This window comes from Micromonospora sp. M51 (assembly GCF_018070305.1).
Classification (GTDB): Bacteria; Actinomycetota; Actinomycetes; order Mycobacteriales; family Micromonosporaceae; genus Micromonospora; species Micromonospora parva.
In genome coordinates, this window is sequence record NZ_JAGPXZ010000826.1 from 1 (window position 1) to 2,518 (window position 2,518).

Here is a 2,518-nt window from a genome sequence, read left to right on the forward strand (position 1 = left end):
CACCGAGATCGGCAGCGAGCCGACGCATCGTCAGCGCCTTGACCCCCTCAGCGTCCGCAAGGGCAACCGCCGCCGCCAGGACGCGCTCGCGGCTGAGCGGTTGCCGAACTGCCTTCGCTGCCACCTGCCCCACCACCTCTTGCCAGCACCTTACATCGTATGGTTACCTTACGCCGTAAGGTTGATGGTCGGAGCGCGACCACCACCACGGCGGTACGGCCCCGAAGGAGCCACCATGCCCGCGCTTATCCGTACGGCCCGCGTGACCGGGCTTCTCTACCTCGCCCTCGCCTTCGCTGGCGCACTGGGCTTTCTGCTCATCCGGCCGCGACTCTTCAGCGCCGAGGACCCCAACGCGACGCTCGCCAACCTGGTCCAGCACGAATCACTGGCGCGTGTCGGAGTCGCCTTCGAGCTGCTCATCGTCATCAGCCAGGCCCTCGCCGCCGCATGGTTCTATCGACTGTTCCGCACCGCGGACCGGCTTGCCGCCAGCGCCATCGCCGCCTTCGGTCTCATCAACGCGGTCGTGGTCCTCGTCAGCGCGGCACTGCTCGCCACGGCTGTCGACCTCGCGCTCGATCCGGTCGGCGACGCGGCGGCCACCGTCCAACTTCTTTACCTGACCAGCGGCAACCTGTGGGGCGTCGGAGCGTTGTTCTTCGGCCTCTGGCTCATCCCCATGGGACGCTGCGTGCTCCGCTCGAACTGGATGCCCCGCCCGCTCGGCTGGATCCTCGTCGGTGGCGGCATCGGATACCTGCTGAGCGCATTCATCGGATACCTCGCCCCTGACGCACAGGCCATCGCCGACGTTCTGGTCGCTCCCGCGACGATCGGTGAGTTCTGGATGATCGGCTACCTACTGACGCGCGGCGTCCGCCGCCACGCATACGACCAGGCACGCTCCGACGGGCAACCGGAGGCCGCGCCGATGACCGTCTAGCCGCGCCTCCCCCCACCGACCACCAACCCCATGCCTGCGGTTGGCAACCAGTGACAAGAGGCGATCATCGCTCGGTCGTATCTGTGCAGCTCAGCGCCTATTCCTGACCGGAAACAGCACGCGCGACGCGTTGTCGTCGTCACGAGCCCCGGCTGGAGTGTCAGGGTGTGAACCGCGGCGCCACGTCGGCGAGCGCGTGGTCGAGGATTTCCAGGCCCAGGTCCAGCTCCGCGTGGCTGGAGGTGAGCGCCGGCGCGATGCGGAAGACGCCGCCCATGGCCGGCAGCTGCACCACGTTCATGTGCAGGCCCAGCTCCAGGCAACGTCCTGTCACTGCGGCGCCCAGCGCGTCGGCCGGTCGTTTCGACTCCCGGTCGCTGACCAGTTCGAGTCCGACCAGCAGACCGCGGCCGCGCACGTCGCCGACCACCGGGTGGCGCTGGCTGATCTCCTCAAGGCCCTTGCGCAGGTACGAGCCCAGGTGCGCAGCCTGTTCGTCGAGCCGGTCGGCTTCCAGCACGTCCAGGACCGTGTTGCCGACCGCGGCCACCAGCGGGTCGGAGACGTGCGTGGTGAAGAAGAGGAAACCGCGCTCGTGCGCCGTGTGCTCGATCTCCGGGCTGGTCACCACGGCGGCCAGCGGCAGGCCGGCGCCGAGCGTCTTGGACAGGGTCAGGATGTCCGGCACGACGCCGTCACGCTGGAACGCGTACCACTCTCCGGTGCGGCACAGGCCGGTCTGCGCTTCGTCGAGGATCAGCAGCCCGCCCCGCTCGTGCACCTTGTCGCGCAGCGCCGCGAGGTATCCCGGCGGCAGGTCGATCACCCCGCCGGAGCTGAGGATCGGTTCGACGATGCACGCCGCCAGGCTGCCCACCGACTGGGCGTCGAACAGCTCGAACGCGAACTCCAACTGATGCCGCCAGTCCAGCTCGCCGCTGGGCAGGGTGAAGTCGGGCCGGTACGCGTTCGGCGTGGGGATCGCGAAGTTGCCGGGCGCCGCGGGCCCGTACCCCTTGCGCCCCGAGCTGTAGGTGGCGCTCGCCGCAGCCTGGGTCATCCCGTGCCACGACCGGGCGAACGAGATGATCTCGTGCCGGCCGGTGACCAGCTTCGCCATGCGGATCGCCGCCTCGTTGGACTCCGCGCCGGTGGTGAGCAGGAGGACCTTCTCCAGCGGCGCGGGCAGCGAGCCGGCGAGGCGGCGGGCCAGTTCGACCACGGGCCGGCTCAGCATGCCACTGAACAGGTGGTCGAGGGTGGCTGCCTGCCGTTGGATCGTGGCTACGACCGCCGGGTGGGAGTGGCCGAGGATCGCGCTCATCTGCCCCGAGGTGAAGTCGAGCAGGCGGCGGCCGTCGGCGGTGAAGACGAAACTGCCCTCGGCGCGGTCGATGATCTCACGTACGAAGCTGCCAGCGCCGCTGTAGCGGACCAGGTGACGATCGGCGTCGGACCAGAACGAATCAGCCATGGACCGACGCTAGGCAGTCCCGGATAGGTACGTCCATCGCACATTTTCGCTGTCGCTGTTAAGCGGAGCCGTACAGTCGGGGGTCATGACGCTGAATC

The 2,518-nt window shown here is 68.7% G+C and carries 2 protein-coding genes and 1 pseudogene; 1 reads left to right on the plus strand and 2 read right to left on the minus strand.

The genetic code is table 11. The features are described 5' to 3' along the window. Positions 1-124: pseudogene (locus tag KBX53_RS36640) on the minus strand (TetR/AcrR family transcriptional regulator); the annotation flags it as partial. Between the two features lie 111 nt (positions 125-235). On the opposite strand from KBX53_RS36640, the gene KBX53_RS29365 reads away from it, so the two are divergent. Continuing rightward, entirely contained in the window at positions 236-946 is a 711-nt protein-coding gene (locus KBX53_RS29365) for a DUF4386 domain-containing protein (protein WP_051708334.1), read from the plus strand. Positions 947-1,106: 160 nt separating this feature from the next. Here KBX53_RS29365 and KBX53_RS29370 read toward each other — a convergent pair whose 3' ends face one another. Continuing rightward, positions 1,107-2,420: an aspartate aminotransferase family protein gene (locus tag KBX53_RS29370; RefSeq protein WP_210862867.1), complete on the minus strand. Its 1,314-nt coding sequence runs from the start codon at positions 2,418-2,420 to the stop codon at positions 1,107-1,109. Positions 2,421-2,518: the final 98 nt, after the last annotated feature.